The following is a 26,997-nucleotide window of genomic DNA, read 5'->3' as shown; positions in this document are numbered from 1 at the left end:
CTCCTATGCTTTTAATATTTTTTGTGAATTAGAAACTTTAATGCTTTTTATGAAAACACCGTCGCTATTACGCTTTACTATTGATCTTGCTGTACCAGAAGAATAAACAAAATCATCATTTGGTAGTACGGTTAATTCTCCAAAGTGTGTATTGCTATTTGGGTCTGAGGTAATTGTGAAATCATCACTCTTCACTCCCCAATCAGGAATTGAAACAACCAATTTATTAGTTGAAAATATACCAAGAGCATTCTGTTGCTCTGTGTAGTACCATCCATCTTTATAGTTAGACCTAGAACTGGAATTACCAGCAATAAATAACTTATGAAATCCAGAACTAGGAGTTCCTACTTCACGTACAGTTGAGCACCAAATATAAGCTCCATTGCTTTCAGTTACAATATTTTGTACATATCTACTATCAATTGAAGATAAATAAGTGTTTTGATGAAGGCACAAACCACTAGATTTATCATATGTTTTTATATTTGGCTTATCCATAGATTCATCTATAGAAAGGCATATTCCATAATCTGTTATAGCCATCCCTTTAGAACTATAATGCCCTCTATAGATGAAACGACTCCAAGCTACTTCTCCTGTTTCAGTATCAATTTTTTTTAAATAGGTACTTGAAGAAGTATTATTGTTGTCACACACCCAAAGATATAAACTTCCGTCTACATTATCAGCCACTATATTTAATGGATAAGCATTTTCACAAGAGTATAAAGTAGAAATACTTGCTCCATTATTAGTTATTTTTTTAATGTGCGAGATGTACATGTTATTACTATAGCTGATCGTAACTACATATACAATATTTCTTACTGTATCAAGTGATGCATCTATGGTTGTCTGAGAATTTGAAATAGTTGATATTAAATTCAAATTATAATCATATAACCTAAAATCATGCTCACCTGACCCAGTTGCGAATATTAATGGTATAACATCAACCCATGTTTCTTTCCAATTTTCATTTGTATAGATAAAAATTTTATTGATTGGTTTCCACAAATCACTAACATTCACAAAACCTTTATTCATTTCCTTATTAGCACCATTAACATTTACTTTTATACTCATAATATATCACCTATACCTTGTACTTAATCCATATATCACCATCTATACCACCTGTGGGATCAGATGCAGATATAGTTATTTTTCTCTTTTGATCACCATTTAAGACATTTTCTTTAGTTCCTATTGCAGTAGTATTACCACTTACTTCGTTCGCAATATCAGCCATACCCATACTAATCTCATTAACCGCCTCAACCAAATTACTTTTATCTATAGTCTTTAATTTACTCTTATCACCTACATCTTTTTTTACCTTATTAATAACATCGTTATTTCCTGTTATCTTTCCCTCATGTTCATCATATTTACTATCAATCTTATCCCAATTATCATTCAACATAGTCTTAATATTAAATGTGGAATTGCCATCTGTTTCTAAATCTACCTTATACAAATCCATATTTGATGTATATTGTGGCATTGTTGATACCTCCTTAATTGTTTATTATTTAATAATTTATTAACGTACGTATTAATTACTATTAAAAACATGTTTTGCTTGAATTAATAATAACATCATGCAACACGACATTAACACGACACGTTTTTCTAACACAAAAACTATGTCTAAATCAGATTTCTACATATAAAAAACTAAACAGTACAATATCAATTATTGCACCGTTTAGTTTCACACCATAATACGACAATATAGTTCCATTTTAATTACCTTATTAGAACAAATCCTTTATACTAACATTTTCCCTCTTCTCATTACTACTACTAAATAAATCTTCACTCTTAAAATCAACAATAGCAGCAATCACATTACTAGGAAAAGTCATGATACTATTATTATACTCAGCTAATGCTGCATTATAGAATCTTCTAGCCCCAGATAACTGTTCTTTTACTTCCAAATTAATTTCTATTATTTCTTAACCAATATATTTTTGTAATGTACTACGTACAGCTCTAGTACCTTTAATCATTTCCATAAACATACCTTCAATCTTCTTACCTAGATTTATCTCATATAAATCAACACCAAAGATTTTTTCATTGGATAGAATCCCACTAATATCTGCTGTTGCATCTCCTAGCTTAATTCCTTCTACTAAGGCTTGTAAATCATCAATCAATGGGTCAGGACTAAGAACAAATTTCTTACCATTATCATCAACACCTAATAGATATCTACACCAAGTTGCAATAGCTAATGGAATAGCTACTAAATCCTCTGGATTAAGGTCAGCTCTTTTTACATAAGATTTTATTGTTTCACCAAATCTGATACCCATTTTCTGTGATGTATCTGTAGCAATCCGTTGAGGAGTATCTGGTATAAAAGGATTAGCAAATCTCTCATTCACTACTTCATCCAAAAACGCTTTTGGATTAATGATTACTGGATCAACAACAACTTTTAACCCTTCTTCATATCCAATAGTTGTGACAAATTTTTTCAAGATCTCATCTTTCATTTCATCGGCTATCAAAGTATGTCCAAGCAAACATCCTGATACAGCCAAAGCAGTATGTAAAGGATTAAGACACGTTGTTACTTTCATAGTTTCTACCTTATTGACTGTCTCTCTATCAGTAAATATGATTCCAACTTCTTCAAGCATTGGTCTACCATTAGTAAACTTATCTTCTATAACAAGATATTCGCTTACTTCAGCATTGACAAATGGTGCCATATAAGAATTCTTTGATGTAATAATTACATCCATATTTTCTATTCCTTCATTAAACAAGGCTTCTTTTACTGCTTCTGATGGTCTTGGAGTTATTTTATCAATCATTGATAATGGGAATGTTATTTTTGTATCATCTTCAAGATAGTTAATGAAACCTTCTTCAACGAAACCTTTTCCTAACCATTCTATTGCTATTGTTATAACTGCTTGTTTTAATTTATCTCCATTATGGGAACAATTATCCATGCTGACTAATGTCATTGGTAATTTACCATTTTGATATCTACGATATGCTAATGAAGTAATGATACTCATTGTATGAAGAGGGTTCTCTGGTCCATTTTCAATATCTTTTTGTATAACTGTCATAAAATTACCAGAAGCATCTATTAAGGAATATCCCTTTTCAGTTATAGTGAAACTTACCATTTGTAAGCTTGGATTCTCAAATATACTGACTAATCTTTCATTATCAGAGGTCCTGTTCTTATCTGTTGTTATTCCTTCAACAATGCTGCCAATAATCTTTTTATTAAAATCTCCATTAGCATTCATTAATACTAATAAAGTTAGATTATCATAAGGCTCATATACTTTGTCCATTACTTCAAAATCAAAGGATTCTACAGCCACTATTCCTGTATCTGCTTTTCCTGTGTCAAGTAATTTTTGATTAGCATTAGCGATGAATCCTCTGAATATATTACCAGCTCCAAAATGTATCCACTTAGGTTCTTCTTTTGTTTTAAGTAAAACAGTGTTGTAATCAAACTCTGGTAATTCTACACCTATTGCTTCCCATGCTGATTTATTCTCTATGCTTTCTCTATTTAACTTTAACATCAAGCTCCTCCTTTCTCTTATCAAGACTATCCCATATACCTAACATATACATGACACCTAGTGCTCTATCATATAATCCGTAACCAGGTCTACAACCTTTCTCCTCACCCCATAGATGTCTACCATGGTCAGGACGAATGTATCCTTCAAAATCATTATCATGATATGCCTTCAATACTTCATAGATATCTACACTGCCATCTTTACCTCTATGAGATACTTCAATAAAATCTCCGTTTTCATATACTTTAACATTACGTATATGTGCAAAATGTATTCGGTTATGGAATTCACGAATAATACTTGGTATATCATTTTCTAGGTTTGGACCTAGAGAACCAGTACATAGTGTCAATCCATTATAAGGACTGTCTACTAATTCAAGAAATCTCTTAATATGATCCCTGCTTCTAACAATACGAGGTAATCCAAAAATAGGCCATGGTGGATCATCCGGATGAATAGCCATTTTCACATCATATTCCTCACATACTGGAATGATACGCTCAAGGAAATACTTCAAATTATCAAAGAGTATATCTTCTGTCATTCCTTCATAAGCTTTAAATAAATCATCTAATTTTGCCATACGTTCTGGCTCCCAGCCAGGCATAGTGAATTCTCCTGCTCCATCTAGTATCTTCTGAGCCATTTTTTTTGGATTATTTTGAATAGCATTCTTTTCATAGAACAGAGCATTAGAGCCATCTGGTAATTTCTTATATAATTCTGTTCTAGTCCAATCAAATATAGGCATAAAATTATAACATATAACTTTTACGCCTACCTTGGATAGTTTCTTGATAGTATCAATATACTTATCAATATACTTATCTCTGCTAGGTAAACCTAATTTTATATCATCATGAACATTTACACTTTCAACAACTGCTGGGCTTAATCCCTTGCTAGTTATTTGACTTACTACTTCCTCAATTCTTTCTGTTTCCCATACTTCACCCGCTACCTTATCATGTAAAGACCAAACTACTCCTGTAACTCCAGGAATCTGGCGAATATGGTCTAAGGTTATGGAGTCATTGCCTTCTCCATACCATCTCCATGTCATCTGCATAGTATTCCTCCTTGTATTCAATGCTATTACTAAATTTCATTAATCATTCTAAATCTGTTTATTTCCTAAGAAAAGTTCTTGTATACAAGTTTTTATGGTTTAATAGTATAATAATCATATACCTTTTGTCAATATATTTTTTTCATTTTTCCCTTTACCAATCATATATTTTTATGTATACTTGAATATATTAGCAAAACTACCAATTATTATAGACCACTATTGCTTAATACATATAATATAATTCAAAATGCTTATTGTTAAATGACCATCTTGTATACCAGTTAGTACTTTAACAATAGGTTCACATATATAGAAAGTTGGAACTTAAATGGTATTAAAAAAAGAAGAAATTATAAAGCAACTGAAAGAAGAAATATTGTGTATGGAATTAAAACCAGGTACAATTATTAGTGAAACAACTCTATCTGAGCGTTTTCAGATATCTAGAACTCCAATTCGTGATATTCTAAAACAGCTTTCTGCCGAAGGATATGTAAATATATACCCTCAAAAAGGCAGTATAGTTTCATACATTGACTTAGAATCCGTAGAACAGATTATATATCTTAGAAGTACACTTGAAAAAGAAATCATTAAAGAACTATCTCTAAATATCCCTCTAAAAGGGTTACATGAATTGAAAACCATCTTGACAAAACAGGAAGGATATATAAAAAACCCTGATTCGTTCAAGGATTTTATGTCTCTTGATGATGCCTTTCATAAAACTCTATTCACATTGGCTGGACGCTTGTTTTTATGGGATATCATTCAACAATTTAATGCTCATTATATAAGATATAGAAAGCTAAATATGTTAAAAGAAGAAAAACTGACTGAAATATTGGAAGAACACCAACTAATACTAAAGTATATCATTGATGGAAAAACGGATAATATAGAACAGCTTATTCACCATCATATACGTGCAGATGTAAATTCTTTCTATTTTCAAGAGCACTTTGATGAGTATATAAAAAAATGAAACTGAATGTTTAATATAGTAATATATAATTAAATAACTAGCTGATTAATTAAAGTCTTTTGATTTCTTTTTATACATGTAACTTTCTCCTAATTTTATTTCTAATTCTACCTGGTAAACCATAATATAATCCTAGAATCAAAAGACATATAGCAATTGAACTTATAAGTACAATTATTGACCAGCTTGGCTTTATTATATTGTTTAGTCTATAGGATATGATGGAATCGATACCTAAACACAATAAACCTACACCGCCAAAAATATAAGTTAATATATATATGGCTTGGTTTTCTTTTCTATTTCTTCTATATAAGAAAATGCATATATAGAGAATAGCCACCGCCAATAATATAATCAATATTGCATAACTATAAAACCATGAAATATTATTATCTATACTGTCCAATTTATATGTTAGAACTATAGATGTTATACCAATACCTAATATATTATAATAAACTCTTAGATACCCGAATAGAAAAAAAAGATAAAAAACGGATGCTATTATGCAGTTTATTATATAATTTATTTTTAGAGTTACCGATGGATAGAATACTCTTATACTTATCAATATTGGTATGGCAAAAAGAAATATTATCTCGAATATGAAAAAGACTTTGTTCTTAACAATGCTTACTCTATCCTTATATATATTTTCTGCTTCTGGAAAAGTATTAATTGATTGTTCATCTGCTTCTTGTCCTACATCTGGTATTGGGAAATCACATAGAGGACATTTTTTTATATTATTATCAACTTTCACACCACATTTTGCACAATAGGGCATAAAATCACCTCAAATTTGTTTCAACCTTCACAGAAATATTCATCTTTTTTATTTTCCTGAAAAAGCATTTTTCTATTTCAGTATTTTTTGTTAATCTTCCAAATGATATATAGATATTATCTTCATATGAAGCCACTCCAACCTTTACTATGTTACCTTTGCTTGGAGGTGGATAGAATTCAAATCTTTCTATTAATCCCTGTATTTCACTAGGCATTACTATAAGCCCTAGATTGGATATACTACTTGTATATCCGCTTTCTCCAAATCTCTGATATATTACTGGCATTATTAGATTTTTAATAAACAGGGGGATTACTCTTATGAATTTATTCTTTTCATTATTTACATTTCTACTAATGTACATACTTAGATATTTTTCATTCAGATTCAATTCAAGATAATTCTTAACTTGTTTTATCAGTTCTTCTCTAGTATATTTCCCTAATCTTAAGTCAATAGAAGGTGTAATACTAATAAAAAAGTTTCTCATGGTACTGGAAGGAAATATTCTTCTAAGATTAACTGGTAGGTTAATTACTACTCTTTTTTTCAATCTTTTTCTTGTCCTATTATCCTGGGAATAAACAAAATCCTGAATTGATTCAAAATATAATGCTAATAGTAGTTCGGTTATTGAACAACCATATATTTTGGACTTCTCTTTTAATTGTGATACATCTAATATTCCCGTTATAATGTAATATTCCCCTTTTTTATTTAGCTTAAAGGGAAAATGCATAGCTTTCTTAGGTACATCTGGAGGAGGTATTTCCTTCTTATAATATTTGTGAGCAGAGTCTTCATATTCCTCTTGTTTTACTGAAGATTTTATATCCAAGATATCTTTTGATATAGTTGATTGGATACCTTTCAGTTTAAAATATTCTACTAATAACGTCTTAAGAAATGCTATAGCTCCTGTCCCATCTGTAATGCTATGTGAGAATTCACAGCTTATTTTTCTGTTATAGTACAATACTCTAAAAGGGAATGTCTTTTTCTTTTTGAAAAACATGAACATACAAGGATAGAAAACTTCTTTTTTAACCTTAGGATTATGATATGCGTATTCAAAGTAATACCAAAAAAGTCCTTTTTTCAGATTGACTTTGAAATATGGGAAACGTTCTATTATGTTGTCTAATGCACTTTGTAATAATACAGGCTCAACTTTTTCCTTTAGTGTTGCTGATACCCTGAATACTGTTGATACTCTTGTTGATGTAATCGAAGGATATATTTTACCAGTATTATCTAATCTATACCATCTTCTAATATTTGCTGCCATATAATCACCAGCTTACACTTTCTATTCATAGGTTTATTTTTATTTATAGATACTTTTCTAGTTCTCTAGCAACTCTTTCATAACCACGTGGGGATAAATGTAAGCCTTCTATTGTATACTCATATTTTAGCTGACCACGTTTATCTCTTAGTTTTTTATTCATATCTATATACGTACAATTATATCTCTTTGATAATCTGTATAGCTGTCTATTTATTATCTGTATCTGTTTGTTATCTCTATTTCCTACAATTCTCTTCTTGATGCTATTATTAACCTCTTTATAGACTGGATATATTGATTGAACATAAATCTTTGTTTTTGGTAGTTTGTTTTTTAATTTTTTTATAATCAGCTTAGTATTATTAATTATATATGTTGGTTCTTTTTCATTACCTATGTCATTTATTCCTATAAGCAAAAAAATCTTTTTAGGTTGTAAGTCAAAGGCACTCTCCTTCAATCTGCATAGAACCCCATAAGTAGTATCACCAGATATTCCTCTATTAATTACATAGTGTTCTGGAAAGAATTCTGATACAATAAAATGTTCAGTTAGTGAATCTCCTATGAATACAATTCCACCTGATTTTAATTTTTTATTCAATCTTCTAAAGTAATCTACCCTCTCAATATAATGGTGAAATAACCATGTTGATGGTATTTTACAGATTATATTATATGTTTTAAGGGCTACAATTATAAAAGTTGATGATATTATCCATTTAAGCATGTTTAACTCCTTATTGATGTCATTTTTTATTATATTTATTATTAGTAGGTGTTTTAATAAGGAAAATTATTCAGGAAGTTTTTAACCATTTAAAATATAATGTTCATAATGCTTAACATATATAATTAACATGCTTTAACGAACCTATCTGCCATTAGTCACAAAAGAAGATTATCTAAAAATTTGAGACAGAAAATTTTATAGAAAGATTTCATGAGAACTCAATAATAAGCCTAGTGAATACATTATATAATGATAAAAAACTTAAAGATATAGAGGAATTGTCAGCTTTACTAAAAGACTGGGGGGAATAATTTGGAATATTTTATGACAGCTCTAATAACAAGTTCTTTATCTATGAATTCACCCTAAAATCTGTTATTGAAAATATTAGCTTGATTATAATAAACTTAATTAAATTATATTTTATAAACAAACTCTGTTTAGCTTTTTCCAACTAAAACAACTCAATTCTTTGGCTTTTTCTGTTGTCAAAAGTATATATATTCCTAAACCCAATTTCTTCAAGAATACTAATAACTCTATCAAAATCTCTACCGATATCAAATGGATTATGAGCATCTGAACCTATGGTTATTATTTCTCCACCCATAGACTTATACATCTTAAGTATTGGTACTGTTGGAAAAGGCTCATCTAATCCTTGGCGCAAACTTGAAGTATTGATTTCAAGCCCTTTATTTCTTTCAATTAATCGCTCAAATATCTGTGCTAACTCAATTCTATAATCTATTAAATTAACTTCTACATTAAGTTGCGATGCATATCTCTTAATTAAATCCAAGTGAGCGAGAGAGTCAAAATCTCCTTTGTCTACAAGCTCATATACTTGCTCCAGGTATCTTTTGCAATATATATCTATAATACTATAATTATACTTAATCTGGCTAAGGTCCAGTTTATTAATTTTATGTACTGAACCAAGTACAAAATCGAATTTATATGATTGCAATATTCTATTAGACATTTCTAACTGTAAATGCTGCTGCCCTAACTCAATCCCCTTTTTAATTATTAATCTACCATCAAATTTTTCTATACAAGCCTTTATGGTTTTAGAATATTCCTCTAAATAGGCTTCATTGAATCTATATTCAATTACTCCTTTAGAATAAAATTCAAAGTGGTCTGTGATAGCTATTTCTCTGAATCCTTTGTCAAGTGCTGCCTGACACATCTCCTCTATAGGTACATTAGAATCAGGAGAAATGCTACTGTGCATATGATAATCTTGATAAATTCTTTTCATGACAATCTCCTTCTAAATAATTCACGTATTATTTCTGATGACTTAATATAAGCTATTTAATAACCTATAATTATAGCACATTTAGTCATTTTATGCTAAGCAATTTGTAAGATATATAAGCTTAATCGATCGTCCTACTTATAACCTAGTACCATAGATATAATAATAATTAATATAAAAAAATCATAATATCTTGCATATAACTATGCAAAATATTACGATTTTATATCTGAATGTACTATCTATAAATAACTGCAAATGTATAATACTTATCTACTTATTTTCATACCCATTAGGATTATTACTCTGCCAACGCCAAGAATCCCTGCACATATCCTCAAGATTCTTTTCTGCTTTCCACCCTAACTCTTCATAGGCCTTTGAAGCGTCTGCATAACATGTGCCTATATCCCCAGGTCTTCTCTCAATAATCTTATATGGAACCTTCACATCAGTTGCCTTTTCAAAATTGTTAATAACATCAAGAACGCTATATCCTGTACCCGTACCTAGATTATAGGCTTCTATACCTTTCATACCCATAACCTTATTAAGAGCTTTTAGATGTCCACTTGCCAAATCAACTACATGAATATAGTCTCTCACACCAGTACCATCATGTGTATCATAATCATTACCGAATACACTTAACTCCTCACGCTTGCCTATTGCAACCTGAGTGATATATGGCATAAGATTATTAGGAATACCATTAGGATCTTCTCCGATTCTACCACTTATATCTGCTCCAATAGGATTGAAATATCTAAGTAAAGCAATACTCCATGTATTATCAGATACATAGATATCTCTTAGAATCTGCTCAATCATAAGTTTAGTACTTCCATAAGGATTCGTAGTACTAAGAGGTAAATCCTCTGTTAAAGGAGATACATTATTCATACCGTATACAGTAGCCGAAGAACTAAATACCATGTTCTTCACATTATGTTTCTTCATTAGTTCACATAACACAAGCGTACCAGTTATATTATTATGATAATACTTCATTGGAATTGAAACAGATTCTCCAACTGCCTTAAGACCAGCAAAATGAATTACTGCATCAATCTCATTATCCAAAAAAACTTTTTCGAGGGCTTCTCTATCTAATAAATCCACTTCATAGAATTTAAAATCTTTTCCTGTAATCTCTTTCACTCTTTTGAGTGACTCAGGCTTACTATTAGAAAAATTATCAACAATTATTACTCCATATCCCTCTTCTAACAACTGAACCACTGTATGACTACCTATATATCCAGCTCCACCAGTAACTAAGATATTCATCTAATTTTCCTCCATTCTAGAAACAAAGTTCCTATGATAATATATAATCTATATTCCCAATAACTCTTTCATTTCCTTACACACGATTTCTGCTTTATCTATACAATCCATTTCAGCAAACACACGAAGTAGTGGCTCTGTTCCTGAGAATCTAGCAATAATCCAACCACCATTTTTGAAGAATACTTTTACTCCATCCATGTAACTTACTCTTTCAACTTCAAAGCTGAATTCTGGAATCTTTTTATCTGTATATAGTATCTTCAATAATCTTTCTTTCTCTTCAACATCAAATCCAAATCCATGCTCAGCCATCTCAAATTTTCCAAATTGCTCATGAATCTCTTCAAGAAGTTTTGAAAGATGCTTATTAGTAACACTTATCATTTCCACTAGTAGAGAAGCTGCAAAAACACCATCTTTTCCTTTAATATGACCTCTGATAGTTAATCCACCGCTACTCTCTCCACCAATAAGTGCATTAGTTTCTTCCATCTTAGAACTAATATGCTTGAAACCAACTGGAACTTCGTAGCATTCTTCGCCAAAACCTTCTGCAATCTTATCAAGTAAATGTGTAGTAGCTAAGTTCCTTACAACTGGACCAGTCCATTTCTTATACTTTAATAAGTAGTAGTAAAGAAGTGCCATAATTTCATTAGGATGAATGAAATTACCTTTTTCATCAATAATTCCTAAACGGTCAGCATCACCATCTGTACCGATTCCTAGATCAAAACCTTTTTCAACTACATCATTTTTAAGTCTGCCTAAGGTTTCTGCACTAGGAGATGGTAATCTACCACCAAAGAGTGTATCATGTCTATCATGAATCAATTCAACTTCACATCTAGCAGTCATAAGTATTGTTTGTAGAGATGTCTTGGATACACCGTACATTGGGTCAAGTAATATTTTCAACTGCTTATCTTTTATTGCTTTTAAATCAATCATGTTAATTATTGTATCAATATAATCATTAAAAGGATTATATATCACAACTTTCTCTTCGTTAACAGCTTTATCAAAATTCATTACTTTTATATCTTTTTCTTCGATTTTGCTAATTTCAGCTTCAATTTCATTAGTTACTTCAGCTGAAGCATCACGACCACCTTCAGTGAATATTTTGATTCCATTATAATCAGCAGGGTTATGACTGGCTGTGATAGCAGCTCCATATTGTAGATTCATCTCTTTAACACTGAACATAATCATTGGTGTAGGAGCAATCTTATTAATGAAATACACTTTTATTTTGTTTCCTGCCATAACTTCCGCCATCCACTGTGCACTCTTCTCTGATAAGAATCTTCTATCATAACCAATAACAAATTCATTAGCATTTTCTTGTATCATTCTATTAGCTAAACCTTGTGATAAAAGTTGTAAATTACTCTTGATGAAATCTTCACCGATTATAGCTCTCCAACCACCTGTACCAAATTCAATCATATAGCTCATTCCTTCCCTTGTCAATTAGTCACCATTAAACGTCAGTACCAAATTGTATATTAATTAGCTTCTTCTTGTAAAACTTTCTCACAGAATTCTAACTCTTCTACTGTGTTCACTCCATAAACTTCATTAGTATTATAAATAGTATGAGTTACTAATTTCTCACCTTTTTCCATAACCATCTTAGGAATATCAGTTAGGTAATACTCGTTTTGGATATTATCATTTTTCAATAGTTTCAGATTTTCAAATAAAAACTTGCTATCAAAAATATATACCCCAACATTTAGTTCTTTTATAGCTAACTGTTCCTTAGTACAATCTTTTGCTTCAACAACGCCTTCCATCTGACCATTTTCATCTCTAACAATTCTTCCATATGCTGGTGGATCATCAATAACAGCTGTCAAAACAGTACAAGTTGCATTTTCTTTTTCATGTATCTCAAACATTTTTTTATAAGTGCTTTTCTTGTATAATGGCATATCACCATATGCAACTAAAATAGGTCCATCATAATCTTTGAAAGTATCTTCTGTAACTAAAACAGCGTGGCCTGTTCCAAGTTGTTCATCTTGACTTACAAATTTATAATTCCCTTTAATCTCTTCATAAACCATTTCTTTTTTATAACCTACAACTATTGTTGTATCTTCTTGCTCAATAAAAGATAAAGCATCTATAACATACTCAATCAATGGCTTTCCGTGAGCTTTCCTGAGAACTTTTGGCATGTTATATTTTTCTGATTGTAACCTTGTACCTTTTCCTGCTCCTAGTACGATTGCTTTCATATTAATCATCCTTTCGTTTGTATTATGTCATTTTTTAATTAACTATCTACTCTTACACCTGAATCCTGCTTGAGGATTACGCCCCAATATCCTCTGGCACATACTTCATCCAATATTTTCTGTGCATCTTTTTCATAAGCGTATACATAGCAACAGCCGCCTCCGCCAGAACCATTGATTTTACCTCCAAGAGCTCCATTTTCATAAGCTGTTTCAAGAATTTCTTCAATCTTAGGTGTTGATATTTCAAGTCCATCCCTAAGATTACCATGATGTCTCTTAAGAAGTTCACCTAGTTTTACTGAATCAACTCCTGTTTCAAACATCTCCTGAGCTTCTTTCAAAGTTCTATAATTATCAATATTTGCCTTAACTTTAACTAATTTTGCTTCTGGTAATTTTTCTAGATAAACAAGATTATTTTCATCATCAACAAAATCTCTAATACTGTCTATACCATATTGTTTTAGTTCATCAAGTGCTTCAAGAACAGGATATTTCGCACTAGCCAATACCTTAGTAGTCTGCTTATCTTCTAGAGAATCAAACAGTATAAAGCAACCAGGAATTTCTGTATTAAGAGGTTCAACTACTGTTTTATCTCTATCAAAAGTTAAGTGTAAAAGACCTCCATAAGCTGATGAATAATGGTCCATAAGACCACCTGGCTCATTGAATTCTGTAACTTCCGCTTCAAATCCTAATAGAGCTATTTTTTCTTCATTATCCTTATCTTCATGATTAATTAGCTCTAGTAAAACCTTGATAAATACTACTACCATTGTTGTAGATGAACACATTCCTTTTCCGATTGGAATGTCAGAATCCATATAAATATCAAATCCTGATTCAATATCATAACCATTTCTTCTAAGTACATTGATAGCACTCTTTATGTAGTCCCTGTTATTTTCGTAAACAATTTCTTTATCTAGATTAATTACTTCTTCTGTACTGATTCCTTCCCCTCTTAGGCGAACATGAATAATACGATCATCTCTTTTTGTTCCATCAGCCCTAAATCTTAGATTAATAGCAGATGCTATTACCTCTAAGTTAAGATAGTCTTGGTGTTCTCCGAATAAACATATGCGACTAGGTGTTGATACGGATATTTTCATTACATACTCTCCTTTTTATTGATTTGCAAATTTTAAACTATTTATACTTGTATTGTAATCCACATTAAAATAAATGTATTTGTATAATCCTGAATTATATTTGTATAATTCTGTACTATAGGTTATAATAGTCTTTAGACGGCTATTTAATCACTCCCAGTAATAGCTTGTAAAATTATGCCTATTTAATTTTTTTATATTGGAGGTCTATCCTTGATTAAAAATATTACAAAATTATCATTTACGAATTATGGTACTATAAGTTCCATTCCATATAATGATATACAATTGGATGATGTAAATAATGAAACAACAAAGATAATTACCGCTTTTGATCTTAATTCCTACTTTATTGATACTATTAATAAGACAATTATCAATATTGAGGAAGGAACTGCTGTTTTATACACCTATACCCCTGGTAATGACTCAAGGTCTTTTTTTCTGGACAAATGTGTTATATTGAACCCTAACGTTTTTTATAAAGTGGTTCCTCTTGATAACTCCTGTACCATTAAGATTAAGTTCAACAATAAAACAACTTCTATACAAAGAAGCAACACCCGCATTGATTTTTCTCGTGGTATAAAAAGCAAACTTAATATTGCTAAAATATATACCTTATATTATCAAGAATTTGATAAATTTTTTTCATACAAAGGTGAAAAACATGATTTTTGGGAAATTACCTATGTGGATCAAGGTGAATTATCCACATTAATTGATGGAAAGGAATTCATTTTGAAACAAGGTGATTTTATTTTCTATGCACCAAATCAATATCATACCCAAAAAAACAATAGTTCTGTGCCTGTTTCCTTTCTTACTATTAGTTTCAAGATGGATTTTGAAGAAGAGGACATTCTAAAAGATAAGATTTTCATTTGTGACCATGAGTTAAAATCAATATTAGAAAAAATATTAGACGAAAAGAATTATAATGGTGTGTATAGTCCAGATCTGATTATATGTTATCTAAAAGAATTTATAGTTAAGCTGATACGTATTATCTCCAAAACAAATTCAATAAAGCAGCTTCATACTTCTATGCAGGTCAATACGAATAATGCTTTTGTTAATACGTCCCTTGAGTATATCTATTCTCATATCAGCCAAAAGATTACTGTGGATGAATTAGCTGATAAGGTATCCATTAGTTCATCTTATTTATCTCGTATTTTCAAGGATGTTATGGGTGTAACAATTATTGATTACATTAACAATTATCGTTTGGACACAAGTAAGGTATATATTAAGTCCACAGATCTTAGCTTGACTCAGATTGCTGAGATTCTTGGTTTTAACTCCATACATTACTTTTCCAAACAGTTCAAAAAACGCTACGGTATAAGCCCAATAGTATATAGTAAATCATTGAAAAACTAAAACAAAAAATACTAGAATATAATTAATACTCTTCACACAAAATATTATCTATACTATATTAAACTTAAACATCTCTTCTAATATAACAGTTTTATTAAAATGCGTTGATTATTTCAAAGAAAATATAAGTTCAGAAGAACTTAATTTCATATATAACCTTATTGAAGAATATAAAAATCATAAAGTACCCTTCAGCGCACCATTAAATGTAATTAAAGGATATGTGATAAGATTTCATATCGACTATCTAATGAATCAAAGTTTCTTTGACCCCTTTCCCAAAGAACTAATGGATGTTAATGATTCAGGGAAAGGAATCAAATAAACTTATAATCTTTATTTAACTCTTAAAGCTCTTATAGAATTCAATATTGCAATTACTGCAACTCCTACATCAGCAAATATTGCCATCCACATATTAGCTAGATTAAGAGTTGCCAATATCATTATAATTATTTTAACGCCTAGAGAAAATATTATATTCTCCCAAACAATTTTATTTGTATTTTTTGATACTCTCATAGCTGTAGGGATACTAGATAGTTCATCTGACATAAGAACCACATCAGCTGCTTCTATTGCTGCATCAGAGCCAACTCCGCCCATTGCAATTCCTACATCAGCTCTTGCTAGAACAGGAGCATCATTAATTCCATCACCTACAAATACTACAGTATTATTCTTACCAACACAGTTCTTTATTTCTTCAAGCTTATTAACTTTTTGATCTGGTAATAGATCACTATAATATCTAGTTATGCCAACTCTATTTGCAATATCTTCTGCCACATCTTTGTGGTCACCTGTTAACATTACAATGTCTTCTACTCCATGATTTTTAAGCTCTTTTATAGCATTAATTGTATCATTTTTCAATTCATCAGCTATAACGATTATACCCATAAGCTTATTATCCATAGATACATATACTTTTGTTCCTATAACTGTATCTATATTTCCTACAGGAACATTTTCTTTTTCCATTAACTTTCTATTACCAACTGCAACCATTTTACCATCAAACAAAGCTTTTACACCTTTACCTGCAACTTCTGTAATGTCTTTTACACGTTTTTCATCAATATTCTTATTGTATTCATTAATAATAGATATTGCTATGGGATGATTGGAATAGTGTTCAACATGTGCTGCTATCTCAACAACTTTTTCTTTATTCATTCCTTGATTAGAACTGATTACTTGTGTTACTTTGAAAACACCTTTTGTAAGTGTTCCTGTCTTATCAAAAATAATACTTTTGATATTTCTAAGTTCTTCAAGATAGTTACCACCTTTTACTAATATACCTTTACTAGAAGCACCACCTATTCCACCAAAATAACCTAATGGTATAGATATCACAAGGGCACAAGGACAAGAAACTACTAAAAATATTGCGGCTCTATAAATCCATGAACCAAAATCTTCTCCAAAAAAGAGTGCAGGAATAAAAGCTAATAGAACTGCTATTCCAACAACAATAGGTGTGTAATATCTAGCAAATTTGGTAATAAATTTTTCAGTATGAGCTTTTTGTGAATTGGCATCTTTAACAAGTTTTAGTATCTTAGCAACTGTAGATTCACTGAATTCTTTTGTTACTTTAACTATAATAACACCAGATTTATTAATAGAACCACTATAAACTTCTGTACCTTCTTGGGCCTCTCTAGGTAATGACTCTCCTGTAATAACTGATGTATCAATAGAAGAAGTTCCTTCTATTACATAACCATCAAGAGGAATCTTTTCTCCTGGTTTCACCATTATAGTGTCTCCAACCTTAACCTTTTCAGGATCAACAATCTTATATTTGTCTCCAACCTTTAGATTAGCTACATCTGGTTTAATATTTAGTAACTCTTCTATTGAATTCTTAGATCTGTTAACAGCTAATCCTTCAAATAACTCACCTACTCTGTAGAACAGCATAACTGCTGTAGCTTCTGGATATTCTCCTATAGCAAATGCAGATATAGAAGCAATTGTCATCAGGAAGTTTTCATCTAATAATCTACCAGTAAATAGACCCTTTATTGCACTAATTACAATTTCTCTTCCTACTACAATATATGCGACTACATATAATCCTATCTTTACCTCTGTTTTTACATTAAGCAATAATGCTAATGCAAACAATCCAAAACCTATGATAAATTCTATAACATCTTTTTTTGTGAACTTATCATGATGATGATGTTCATGGTTATGTCCATGCACATCATGATTGTGATTGTGATCATGGTCATGATGATGTTTATCATGATCGTGATCATGATGATGATTACTACTTGAACAACTTTTACTTCCACAACAACAATTACCAATGTTGTCAGTTATTCTTTCTGCCATACTAATACCACCCTTCTAACTAAAACTTTTATTTCATTAATTTACTTATCAACTATAAATAATTTTCATAATGATTACTAATAATATTAATTATTCTAATATGTGTTCAATCCCCATCTTGTATATCATTTTAATATGGTCATCATTAAGAGAATAATAGACTAATTTTCCTTCTTTTCTTGCTTTAACTAATCTACTTGCTTTTAGCACTCGTAATTGATGTGAAACTGCTGATTGTGTCATGTTAAGTACATCTGCAATAGTTCCTACACACATTTCACCATTAAATAAAGCTCCCATTATTTTTACTCTGGTACTATCACCAAAATTCTTAAAAAAATCAGATAGCAAGAATATTGTTTCTTCATCTGCCATTATTGATTGAACCTTAGTTATGAATTTATCGTCCTTACAGCATTCTTTCTTCTTTTCTTCCTTACGCAACATAATTCATCTCCTTATATATGAATAATTGTTCATATGTTTACTTATTAATATTATATCACTTTTTTATATTTTTGCAACATACTACATAGTATTTTCTTGTTTTTTAAATAAAATTATGCTTTATAATAATTTTTTTAAATAATAATTGACAGTTACGCAATAAAAGTATAACATCAATATTGCTACACTTTTTTTATAAGAAAAGTGACTCGTACGAAAAGGTAGGCTAAATATTTTAATAAAGGAAGATTATGATGGTAAAGGATAAGTTAAGTTTTATTAAAGAAGTTAAGCGAAGAAGGACTTTTGCAATAATATCACATCCAGATGCTGGTAAAACTACATTGACAGAAAAATTCTTATTATATGGTGGAGCTATACGTTCTGCTGGTTCAGTAAAATCTAGACGTTCTGCCAAATATGCTGTTTCGGATTGGATGGAAATAGAAAAACAAAGAGGTATCTCCGTTACATCTAGTGTACTTCAATTTGAATATGATGACTTTTGTATTAATATACTTGATACTCCTGGGCATCAAGATTTCAGTGAAGATACTTATAGAACTCTAATGGCGGCTGATAGTGCAGTTATGGTAATTGACTGTTCTAAGGGTGTTGAGGATCAGACAAAAAAACTTTTTCAAGTCTGTAAGATGAGAGGAATCCCTATTTTTACCTTTATAAATAAAATGGATAGAATGGGTAAAGACCCTTTTGATTTAATGGAAGATATTGAAAATGTATTAGGTATCAGGTCATGTCCAATCAACTGGCCTATTGGCTCTGGTAAAAACTTCAAAGGTGTATATAATAGACATGAGAGTCAAATTGAAGTCTTCAATGATGGTAATCATGGACAATCTATTGCAGAAACAATAATAGGTGATTTATCAGACGAAAATTTCACTGAATTATTAGGAGAAGATTTACATGAACAATTAAAAAGTGATATTGAATTATTAGATATTGCAGGAGATAATTTTAGTCTTGAAGAGGTTTTGAATGGTAATCTGACACCTGTATTTTTTGGTAGTGCTCTTACCAACTTTGGTGTAGAACCCTTCTTAAAATCCTTTTTAGATATTACTACACCTCCAAAGGCACGTGCAAGTAATCTAGGTGATATTAACCCTGAAGCAACTAATTTTTCTGGTTTTATATTTAAGATTCAAGCTAATATGAATCCTGCTCATAGGGATAGAATTGCATTTCTCCGTATCTGTTCTGGTAAATTTGATAAAGGAATGATGGTTAATCACGTACAGAAAGGCAAAAAAGTTAAACTGGCCCAACCACAGCAATTTGTTGCTACTGATAGAGTTATAGTTGATTCAGCATATCCTGGTGATATAATAGGTGTACATGACCCTGGTATCTTTAATATTGGTGATACATTATGTGAAGATGGCTCAAAATTGGAATATGCAGATATACCTCAATTTGCACCTGAACATTTTGCTAGAATTTCAACAACCAATTCTCTTAAGAGAAAACAATTCTTGAAAGGTATTACCCAATTGTCAGAAGAAGGAGCTATTCAGGTGTATAAACGTCCTAATATTGGGATGGAAGAGCTTATTATCGGTGTAGTTGGTGTGCTTCAATTTGAAGTATTAGAATACAGATTGAAGAATGAGTATGGCGTGGAAGTTTCTAAGCAGCTGTTACCTTATAGGCATATACGTTGGATTGCTAATGAAGGTATTGATACTTCTGATTTATCTTTAACAATGGATTCCATGTTGGTAGTAAATAAGAATGAACAACCAGTATTATTATTTCAGAATGAATGGTCTATTAGGCATATATTGGAGAGAAATGAAGGTATTGAGTTAAAAGAGCATTCTTAAGTTTTTGATAGCTTATGGTCGCAGAGAGAGTATAGGCGAATATTCGTCAGCCAATTAAACATCCGTGTTTAAAAGGCTGAGTTCGCCGTCCATGGCTCACTGCTTCATATTCCCCTATACTCTCTCTCCTCTGTGTTAAATCGTACATTATTAACCATTACGGTTGTGGTTTTTGTAGGATTAGTTGTTATGTTGAAGTAGAATTCTACTCCGTTTTGTTTGTTGATAACCCCGTAGTCGCTTCCGTGGCCATCTAGTATGGCTTTGACGATTGCTAGTCCTAGTCCTGTTCCTCCGCTTTCTCTATTATGTGATTTATCTATTTTATAGAATCTGAGCCAAATGCTTTCAAGTTCTTCTTTAGTAAGACTGTTGCCTTCATTATAGATATATATATAATTGGTGTTGTCAATGATTTCGCCTGTAATAATTATTGTTGTATTATTGGTACAATATTTTACTGCATTAGAAATCAGATTCATTATTACTTGGTCTATCTGAAATTTGACACCATATACATTTGTAAAGTCACCTTTAATATCTATTTTCAGTTTTTTATCGCTTATTGGTATTTCTAAGAGAGTAACTGCTTTATTAATTAATTTTATAATGTCAAATTCCTCTTTATCTTCAATCTTGCCTGTTTCAAATTTTGATAGTTCAAGCATATCAAGTATAAGAGTATTCATTTTTTCTATCTCATCCAAGATGACTTCTAGATAATAATCTGTTTTTTCCTTCTTGATGCCGTCTTTTATCCCTTCCGCAAAACCCTTTATTATGCCGAGGGGTGTTTTTAGTTCATGAGATATGTTTGCAACAAATTCTCTTCTGACTTTTTCTTGTTGTTTTTCTTTTTCCATGTCAATTACCAGTTGATTATTGGCTTCTTTCACGTCAGTTAGTGCTTCATCAAGATTGGTTGATAATATATTTAAACTATTAGACAAAATACCTAATTCATCATCACTATTAAGAGTAGATCTTACTGAAAAATCCATCCCTGCCATTTTATCTGCTACTTTAGTTAATTTTAATAACGGATTAGAGATTGATCTTGAATATATCCATGCAATAGCCAAAGATATAAAAATTGCTAATAGATAGAATATAATATAGTAGTCACTTAATATACTCATAACCTCACCAACTGGTTGTAATGAAGAAGTAACATTAATATATGTTTTTTTTCCGTTATCCATCTCTATTATTTTAACATAATTAACTTGTTTTACATTAAGAAAAGGCATGTCATCAATTAGATAATACACATCATCTTTTTTGGTATACTGTATAGTCATATCTTCAATATCGATTAAATTAATGAAATCAACATTGTTTGCCACTTGTATATCCGTGATATTATCCATCACATTACTAATGTTTATAATAGTAGCATCACCTTTTAACAAAGTATAATTTTCTTCTGCTAGTACATCATACATCTGATAATTATTTATTTTATAAGGGGTCAATATTTCTGTATCATAGATTACTGCTTCTAAATAAAACTTTTGATATTGAATAGGCATCTCTCCATCAAATGCTTTTAATAAATCTTCCTTAGTAATATAAATATCATAATAAGTACTATTATCTATTTGTAATGTTAAGATGTACTCTTCATATTGCATATCACTATAGCTTAATCCATTAACTGTTACAGTAGTATTGTTATTTCCTTCAAATTTATTTATCTGCCTTGCAAGTTCATCATAATTCCATTTTTCTTGTTTATATTGTTTACTGAAGCTATTAATATTATTTATTATGTTATCTATTTTTTTTGTAATATAGTATTTATTAATAAACAAGCTTTGCACAAGAAAAATTATAGTAATAAGACTCATTACAGAAACAAATGTTATAATGAACATTTTAAATACAATAGATTTGCTTTTTTTAATTTTCTTCATTATCAAACCACCTCAAATTTATATCCTATACCCACAACGGTATTTATATATTTTGATGCTTGACCAAGTTTTTTTCTAATTGTTTTGATATTTGTATCCACAACTCGTCCATCACCATAATAATCATATCCCCAAATATGATTAATAATTTTATCTCTGCTTAAAACTATTCCTTCATTTTCAATTAAAAGAAGTAACAAATCATATTCCTTTCTTGTAAATATGATTTCCTCTCCATTTACTTTTGTAGAATAAGCATCTTTATCTATAACTATCTCTTTTCTAGAAATTATATTGTTTTTAATCTGTTCACCATTAGTTTCATTAAATCTACTAAGTAATGTCTTAACTCTTGCAACTAATACTTTTGGACTGAAAGGTTTTGTAACATATTCATCAGCTCCCAGTTCAAATCCTAATAATTTGTCATCTTCATCACTACGAGCACTTAATATGATAATTAGTACATTTGATTTTTTTCTTATTCTTCTACACACAGACCAGCCATCAAGTCCAGGTATCATTATATCCAGTAATACTAAATCAATATTATTATTTTCAAATACATTCATCGCTTTTATGCCATTATCCACTTGAAAAACCGTAAAACCATCTATTTCAAGATAATCACATATGATTTCAAGCATTCTTTGATCATCTTCTACAACTAAAATATTTTTATTCATAATAAACTCCTTATATTAGTAAATGGTATACTTATAATAAGTATACCATTTTTTATATAAATATAATAGGCGGTTATATTCACATTTTTGACTCTAAAATTACTTCTTAGTATTTACTTCCTCAGTATATACTTTAAAAATATTCATTTTATAGATTTCATCCCATACTTCTCTAGCTTCTTTTTCTTTACTATTTGCTTTTGCAAATAGTTCTTTTGCTTTTTTGATAATCTCTGGTTTTAGACCTTTTTTGAATCCTTTTGAGAATTCATCAAATGTTAATGTTGTATTATCCATTACTTCTGAATTAATATCAACATCATTATCTTCATTATTCATTATATCAATATCTCCATCAATTGCACTTATAACTTCAACATTTCCTCCATCTATATACTCAATATCTCCCATTCCATCAAAAAGGTTCATTTCAAATAATTGATCCCATACTTTTATTGCCTCATCCATTTTATTATTTTGTTCAAGTTTTAATGCTTTTTCATATAATTGTTTAGCTTTCTTTTTATCTTTTTGGCTTAAATCTTTTTTAAAGCCTTTTGCAAATTCTTCAAATGACACAACTTCCATTGATGATACAATCATATTAGTATCTTCTGTTTTATCAAATATATCTAAAGAAAATAATTGATCCCATACTTTTATTGCATCGTTAATTTTATTCTCTTTTTCTAGTTTTACTGCTTTTTCATATAATTGTTTAGCTTTCTTTTTATCTTCTGGTTTTATATCTTTTTTAAAGTTCTTTGAAAATTCTTCAAATGACATATTTTCTATAGTTGATACCCCCATATCAACACAATCTTCTATATCATATACATCTAATGAATCTAGTTCTTCCCATAATTTTATTGCCTCATCAAAATTTCCTTCTTTTTCAAACTTTACTATTTTACTATATATCTTCTCAGCCTTATTTTTTATTTCAGTTGTTATATCTTTTTTGAACATTTCAGCAATGTTTTCAAAAGGTAGTGGTTCAATATCATTTACAATTGATGTGTCAAATAAATCAAGTTTATATAATTCATCCCAATATTTATATGCATCATCTTCTAGTTTAATAGCTTTATTAAAGAGTTTTTCTGCTTTTTTGTAATCTTGCTTTGATATATTGTCTTTAAACTCTTTACTAAACTCTTTGAAGTTAAACACATAATTTTCATCCATAGTGCATATTGCTATGTTATCATTCAACTCCTTTACGTCAGCTTTTGCGTATACGCTAGCCAATGATGTCACTCCTAATGTTGCTACTAATGCTCCTGCTAATAATCCTTTTTTAATATTCATACTAATTCCTCCATCTATTTTTTTTGTTTTTGTTTCATGAGTAAAGTATAGTATAGCCATGTGAAAAACGTGTGAAATGTATTTGTGAATCATGTGTTTTTTAATTATCCAATATATAATACATCTTTTATTTGATTTTAACTTTGTTCCTACCACTTTTCTTAGCTTCATACATAGCTTTATCCGCTCTTTTTAGAATTTCTTTTAGCTGTATATCACTATTTTTCATACTGGTTAATCCTATACTTACATTGATGCTAATATTACCTTTGTCAGTATTTATATCCATATTGGAAATCTTAGTTCTAAGATCTTCAGCAACTATAAAAGCTTCCTTTTCATCTATATCCATTATTATAGCTGCAAATTCTTCTCCTCCAACTCGTCCAAATATAGCATTATTATTACCTAATAATCTAACACTTAGTCGTGCCATATTTTCTAATACAACGTCCCCTATATGATGTCCATAATTATCATTCACACTTTTGAAATAATCAATATCTATCATCAGTAGATTAAACTTTCTATTTTCTTTTTTAGCAAGACAAAATTCTTGTTTTGAAAGTTCCATAAAATAACTTCTATTAATTGATCCTGTCAAAGAATCTGTTCTAGCTTGTATTTTCAATCTATTTTCACGTAATTTATACATTATTCCTTCAAAAATAATTATTATTAATAAAGATATAGCAGCAATACTAAATATAATCAACATGATTTTCAGGAAATCATTTATATCTTGATCAATATCGTTTTCAGGAATTAATTGTATTATTCCCCATCCATTGAGATCAATTATATGGTGATAAATAAAATATTTATTATTTTTGTAAGTTATCTTCCTATAATCTCTACAATCTTTATCAAGTGTTTTAACATGTTCTATCAATTTATTTTTAAATACTATATCTTCATCATTTTCTCCTACATATGAATATATAAATTCATAGTTCTTATTTATTAGGAAATTCATACCTTTTTTCCCTACAATGTAATCTTCCATTATAGTGAATATATGATCTAATTTTATATCTATGCCAACATAACCAATTATTTTATTATCTTGTCTCAATGATTTAATTAGAGATATGACCTCTATGCAAGTACCATATTCTATATAAGGATCTGTTAATATAACTTCATCTGAATTAGCAACTTGTTCTCTCCAAGGTCTTTTGTAGATATTATAACAACTGCTATTGGAATTTCCAATAGCATCTAAATAAAAGTTTGCTTGTTCATTAGCAACCCAAATACTATATATATCATCATGTGATTTCATTATATTTTTAAATGTTTTTATAACCTTTGGATATAAAACATTTGTTTTCACATCTTCTCTTTTTTTTACTTCCAATAGATATCTATTAACATTTTCATCTGTTTCAATGATTTCTGATATTATCTTGTTGTTTTCAAATATATTTGTGATATCTTTATTCACAAGCTGAGATTTGAGATGTATTTGCTTTGTTGTATTAGTATGAAACTTCTTAGTGGTTTGCTTATAAACAAATATGGAAGATATACTAAATACAGTAAAAATTATTATAAGACTTCTAATTATTATTTTTAAATCTAAGTTAGACCTTAATTTATTACACATATAACCGTCCCCTAACCTAGTCTTAATATACTATTATGATTAGGCATAATTAATTATAACTAGTATAATTTTAGCATAATTTTACAATATTTTCAACTTTTTTAAAAGATATGTAATAGTAAATTATTACTTAAATCAATATATTTTTACTATAATTTATATATTATATCCACTAGAATATAAGTAATTAATTAATTTTTACTATTGTCATTAGATTCCTTTCTGTGATAATACAAAGTGTTCTATAGAATCATGTTGATATCATTCATAGTAGGTTCATTAACTTCAATATCAAGTTCTAACTTAATAGGACAGTGATCTGAACCTAATACATCTGATAAGATATCTGCATTCTTCAACTTATCTTCCAATTTTTTAGAAACAGTGAAGTAGTCTAAACGCCATCCTACATTATTCTGTCTAGCATTATACATATATGACCACCAACTGTAAGCTCCTTCTTTATCAGGATAGAAAAATCTATATGAATCTACAAAGCCAGAATCTAGTAGTTTAGTCAGCTTAGTTCTTTCTTGAATAGTGAATCCTGCATTCTTTTGATTGGATTTTGGATTCTTTATATCAATTTCTTTATGGGCTACATTCAAATCACCACAGATGACAACAGGCTTAATCTTATCAAGTTCATTAACATAGTTTCTAAAATCTTCTTCCCAATGCATTCTATAATCAAGTCTAAGCAATCCTCTTTTAGAATTAGGTGTATAGACATTAACTAAATATAAGTTATCGTATTCAACAGTTATAACTCGTCCTTCTTGGTCATGTTCTTCAATACCTATTCCATTTTTAATAGATATAGGTTGAATCTTAGAAAAAATAGCTGTTCCTGAATAACCTTTTTTCTCTGCATAATTAAAATATTGATAATATCCGTCTAAATCTAGCTCAATTTGTCCTTCAGATATTTTGGTTTCTTGTAAACACATAATATCTGCATCTACTTCATTAAAAAAATCTAAGAAGCCCTTTTTAATACAAGCTCTTATACCATTAACATTCCAAGATATTAGTTTCATTATGTCCTCCTTAAC

General features: G+C 29.8%; 24 protein-coding genes. 4 read left to right on the top strand and 20 right to left on the bottom strand.

Annotation, left to right across the window (positions count from 1 at the left end; all coding sequences use genetic code 11):
- Positions 1–3 precede the first annotated feature (3 nt).
- The 5 genes from N4A55_RS16030 to uxuA form a co-directional block, all read right to left on the bottom strand.
- Positions 4–1,089 (bottom strand): hypothetical protein, encoded by a 1,086-nt coding sequence (locus N4A55_RS16030; RefSeq protein ID WP_293758318.1) that lies wholly within the window; start codon positions 1,087–1,089, stop codon positions 4–6.
- Between the two features lie 10 nt (positions 1,090–1,099).
- Positions 1,100–1,510, bottom strand: coding sequence for a hypothetical protein (locus N4A55_RS16025; RefSeq protein ID WP_293758316.1), 411 nt, complete (start codon positions 1,508–1,510; stop codon positions 1,100–1,102).
- Between the two features lie 253 nt (positions 1,511–1,763).
- Entirely contained in the window at positions 1,764–1,949 is a 186-nt protein-coding gene (locus N4A55_RS16020) for a LemA family protein (RefSeq protein WP_293758314.1), read from the bottom strand.
- Between the two features lie 18 nt (positions 1,950–1,967).
- A complete protein-coding gene (locus N4A55_RS16015; protein WP_293758312.1) occupies positions 1,968–3,575 on the bottom strand; it encodes a mannitol dehydrogenase family protein in 1,608 nt (535 codons plus the stop codon).
- Positions 3,559–4,650 (bottom strand): mannonate dehydratase, encoded by a 1,092-nt coding sequence (gene uxuA / locus N4A55_RS16010; RefSeq protein WP_293758310.1) that lies wholly within the window; start codon positions 4,648–4,650, stop codon positions 3,559–3,561. Before uxuA ends, N4A55_RS16015 begins: the two co-directional genes overlap by 17 nt.
- A gap of 331 nt (positions 4,651–4,981) precedes the next feature.
- Here uxuA and N4A55_RS16005 point away from each other — a divergent pair, with 331 nt between their 5' ends.
- Positions 4,982–5,638, top strand: coding sequence for a GntR family transcriptional regulator (locus tag N4A55_RS16005; RefSeq protein ID WP_293758309.1), 657 nt, complete (start codon positions 4,982–4,984; stop codon positions 5,636–5,638).
- Between the two features lie 70 nt (positions 5,639–5,708).
- Here the strand turns inward: N4A55_RS16005 and N4A55_RS16000 are convergent, their stop codons facing one another.
- From N4A55_RS16000 to N4A55_RS15965, 8 genes are all read right to left on the bottom strand, one after another.
- Positions 5,709–6,428 carry a hypothetical protein gene (locus tag N4A55_RS16000; RefSeq protein WP_293758306.1) on the bottom strand — a complete coding sequence of 240 codons (720 nt, stop codon included), beginning with the start codon at positions 6,426–6,428 and terminating at the stop codon, positions 5,709–5,711.
- A gap of 4 nt (positions 6,429–6,432) precedes the next feature.
- Positions 6,433–7,719: a hypothetical protein gene (locus N4A55_RS15995; protein WP_293758304.1), complete on the bottom strand. Its 1,287-nt coding sequence runs from the start codon at positions 7,717–7,719 to the stop codon at positions 6,433–6,435.
- 43 nt (positions 7,720–7,762) lie between these two features.
- Entirely contained in the window at positions 7,763–8,452 is a 690-nt protein-coding gene (locus N4A55_RS15990; protein WP_293758301.1) for a GDSL-type esterase/lipase family protein, read from the bottom strand.
- 457 nt (positions 8,453–8,909) lie between these two features.
- Positions 8,910–9,722 (bottom strand): histidinol-phosphatase HisJ family protein, encoded by an 813-nt coding sequence (locus tag N4A55_RS15985; protein WP_293758298.1) that lies wholly within the window; start codon positions 9,720–9,722, stop codon positions 8,910–8,912.
- A gap of 273 nt (positions 9,723–9,995) precedes the next feature.
- The gene (galE, locus tag N4A55_RS15980) at positions 9,996–11,012 is read right to left on the bottom strand and encodes a UDP-glucose 4-epimerase GalE (RefSeq protein WP_293758295.1); all 1,017 of its coding nucleotides are present in this window, start codon (positions 11,010–11,012) and stop codon (positions 9,996–9,998) included.
- Between the two features lie 48 nt (positions 11,013–11,060).
- Positions 11,061–12,467 (bottom strand): phosphoglucomutase/phosphomannomutase family protein, encoded by a 1,407-nt coding sequence (locus tag N4A55_RS15975; RefSeq protein WP_293758292.1) that lies wholly within the window; start codon positions 12,465–12,467, stop codon positions 11,061–11,063.
- 59 nt (positions 12,468–12,526) lie between these two features.
- Positions 12,527–13,264, bottom strand: a complete 738-nt coding sequence (locus N4A55_RS15970; RefSeq protein WP_293758289.1) for a sugar phosphate nucleotidyltransferase — start codon at positions 13,262–13,264, stop codon at positions 12,527–12,529.
- Between the two features lie 38 nt (positions 13,265–13,302).
- Positions 13,303–14,385, bottom strand: a complete 1,083-nt coding sequence (locus N4A55_RS15965; protein ID WP_293758286.1) for a GHMP family kinase ATP-binding protein — start codon at positions 14,383–14,385, stop codon at positions 13,303–13,305.
- 213 nt (positions 14,386–14,598) lie between these two features.
- Here N4A55_RS15965 and N4A55_RS15960 point away from each other — a divergent pair, with 213 nt between their 5' ends.
- Together N4A55_RS15960 and N4A55_RS17100 are read left to right on the top strand one after the other, a co-directional pair.
- Positions 14,599–15,771: an AraC family transcriptional regulator gene (locus N4A55_RS15960; protein WP_293758283.1), complete on the top strand. Its 1,173-nt coding sequence runs from the start codon at positions 14,599–14,601 to the stop codon at positions 15,769–15,771.
- Between the two features lie 25 nt (positions 15,772–15,796).
- Positions 15,797–16,096 (top strand): DUF1722 domain-containing protein, encoded by a 300-nt coding sequence (locus tag N4A55_RS17100; protein WP_443083842.1) that lies wholly within the window; start codon positions 15,797–15,799, stop codon positions 16,094–16,096.
- An 11-nt stretch (positions 16,097–16,107) separates the two neighbouring features.
- Here N4A55_RS17100 and N4A55_RS15955 read toward each other — a convergent pair whose 3' ends face one another.
- Positions 16,108–18,123, bottom strand: coding sequence for a heavy metal translocating P-type ATPase (locus N4A55_RS15955; protein WP_293758280.1), 2,016 nt, complete (start codon positions 18,121–18,123; stop codon positions 16,108–16,110).
- A 90-nt stretch (positions 18,124–18,213) separates the two neighbouring features.
- Positions 18,214–18,570 (bottom strand): ArsR/SmtB family transcription factor, encoded by a 357-nt coding sequence (locus N4A55_RS15950; RefSeq protein ID WP_293758277.1) that lies wholly within the window; start codon positions 18,568–18,570, stop codon positions 18,214–18,216.
- Between the two features lie 254 nt (positions 18,571–18,824).
- Between N4A55_RS15950 and N4A55_RS15945 the strand changes: the two genes are divergently transcribed.
- Positions 18,825–20,420: a peptide chain release factor 3 gene (locus N4A55_RS15945; protein ID WP_293758275.1), complete on the top strand. Its 1,596-nt coding sequence runs from the start codon at positions 18,825–18,827 to the stop codon at positions 20,418–20,420.
- A gap of 104 nt (positions 20,421–20,524) precedes the next feature.
- Here the strand turns inward: N4A55_RS15945 and N4A55_RS15940 are convergent, their stop codons facing one another.
- The 5 genes from N4A55_RS15940 to N4A55_RS15920 form a co-directional block, all read right to left on the bottom strand.
- Positions 20,525–22,336: a sensor histidine kinase gene (locus N4A55_RS15940; RefSeq protein WP_293758274.1), complete on the bottom strand. Its 1,812-nt coding sequence runs from the start codon at positions 22,334–22,336 to the stop codon at positions 20,525–20,527.
- 2 nt (positions 22,337–22,338) lie between these two features.
- The gene (locus N4A55_RS15935) at positions 22,339–23,022 is read right to left on the bottom strand and encodes a response regulator transcription factor (RefSeq protein ID WP_293758273.1); all 684 of its coding nucleotides are present in this window, start codon (positions 23,020–23,022) and stop codon (positions 22,339–22,341) included.
- A 99-nt stretch (positions 23,023–23,121) separates the two neighbouring features.
- Positions 23,122–24,333: a tetratricopeptide repeat protein gene (locus tag N4A55_RS15930; RefSeq protein ID WP_293758271.1), complete on the bottom strand. Its 1,212-nt coding sequence runs from the start codon at positions 24,331–24,333 to the stop codon at positions 23,122–23,124.
- 127 nt (positions 24,334–24,460) lie between these two features.
- Positions 24,461–25,942 (bottom strand): sensor domain-containing diguanylate cyclase, encoded by a 1,482-nt coding sequence (locus N4A55_RS15925; protein ID WP_293758269.1) that lies wholly within the window; start codon positions 25,940–25,942, stop codon positions 24,461–24,463.
- 242 nt (positions 25,943–26,184) lie between these two features.
- Positions 26,185–26,982 carry an exodeoxyribonuclease III gene (locus N4A55_RS15920; protein ID WP_293758267.1) on the bottom strand — a complete coding sequence of 266 codons (798 nt, stop codon included), beginning with the start codon at positions 26,980–26,982 and terminating at the stop codon, positions 26,185–26,187.
- Between the last annotated feature and the right edge of the window lie 15 nt (positions 26,983–26,997).

The organism is Vallitalea sp., from assembly GCF_025211055.1.
Lineage (GTDB): Bacteria > Bacillota > Clostridia > Lachnospirales > Vallitaleaceae > Vallitalea.
Note: the sequence above shows the minus strand (reverse complement) of the source record. Positions and strands in the feature narration are given on the sequence as shown.